Genomic DNA, 1297 nt, shown 5'->3' on the forward strand with positions numbered 1-1297 from the left:
GCCTTGGTGCGATTCGTTGGCACCTATCTATACCTACTTTCGCCATCAACCGCTAAGCAATTCAAGTACAGCTTTCAATCTAAAGAGCCGACTTTATCTCGGCTCTTCGCATTTTAATTAACACGATTCGCTTATCCCTCAGCAATTCGTTAAATTATCCGTCTCATTCCTAATTTTCATTAATTGCTATGTTATTAGAAGGCATTGAAACGTTACTTGTACTAAGTAAAGAAAAAACCATGAGCCGCACTGGTAGTCAGCTGTACATCAGCCAATCTGCGGTGAGTAAACGTATCGCCAATTTAGAAAAAAAGTTAGGAAAGAAACTGATCGAGCCAAACGGCAGACACATTAAACTAACCTCGGATGCTCTGGCCCTTATCAATACGATAGAGCCCACATTCAATGAGTTACGAGGACAGATTTACGATCAGCAAGAGCTCGAAGATACGTCATTAATAAAAATGGATTGCTCAGAAACTCTCGTCGCAGGTTATCTGAGTATGATTATGGAAGAGCAACTGGCACGCGATCCTTATCTCAGAATCTCTACCAATCACACTCCGAGAATCGTTGAAAACGTAAAATCGGGGCGAGCGACCCTAGGATTCTGCGCTGGTTACTTACCTTCTCATCACGGTTTGATGAGCGTTCATCTCGCCGATGAGCCTTTCTCTATAATAAGTAAGCACCCGCTAACTCAATTACCAAAAGCGATTTTAACTAACGATTTGAATAACCCAGCCAATACATATCAGCAAGCCATTTTGTCCAAGTACGAGATCCAACCTTTGATGGAGATGGACTCTTACACGGCAGCAGCACAATTAGCTTTAAAAGGAATGGCGCCAGCACTGATACCTAAATCCATCATCAAAACACTCAACATCGCATCAAATTTCTGTTTTGAATTCGAAGAACTAGAGCCTCTAATTCGCCCAATACACATCTGTCTTCGCCACAACACATACCGCAATCAGCGAATTAAAACAGTGTTAGAAGCCATTGCTGATGTTGTTGCCAAAGAAGTTTTGTTGCCATCAGCATAGACATGGTAATCACTAGAGGTCGAATCCACTTTTGACCTTTGGTAACCACCACTTTTGCGCCAAGTTGAGCGCCAATAAAGCCACCGACCGCCATCGTCAAACCAATTTCCCATACAGGTAACCCTGCTAGAACGAAAAACAACAATGCAGCGATGTTTGAAGTGAAATTCAAAATCTTAGTTCGTGCTGTTGCATCCACGAGGGAAAAGTGGCCAAGAGCAACAAAGCACACGGTAAAAATCGAGCCC

At 42.8% G+C, this 1297-nt stretch carries 2 protein-coding genes; one reads left to right on the plus strand and one right to left on the minus strand.

Annotated features, from left to right (window positions below; translation table 11 throughout):
* Positions 1-188 precede the first annotated feature (188 nt).
* Positions 189-1049 carry a LysR family transcriptional regulator gene (locus R8N28_RS25200; RefSeq protein WP_011105668.1) on the plus strand — a complete coding sequence of 287 codons (861 nt, stop codon included), beginning with the start codon at positions 189-191 and terminating at the stop codon, positions 1047-1049.
* Here the strand turns inward: R8N28_RS25200 and R8N28_RS25205 are convergent.
* A partial coding sequence (locus R8N28_RS25205) for a TSUP family transporter (RefSeq protein ID WP_318183659.1) occupies positions 985-1297 on the minus strand: 313 nt, incomplete at its 5' end. The two genes, R8N28_RS25200 and R8N28_RS25205, sit on opposite strands and share 65 nt — an antisense overlap.

Source organism: Vibrio sp. Vb1554 (assembly GCF_033344235.1).

Coding starts and splice junctions, on each gene's coding strand:
- R8N28_RS25200 (WP_011105668.1), top strand. CDS start 189: ATGTTATTAGAAGGCATTGAAACGTTACTTGTACTAAGTAAAGAAAAA.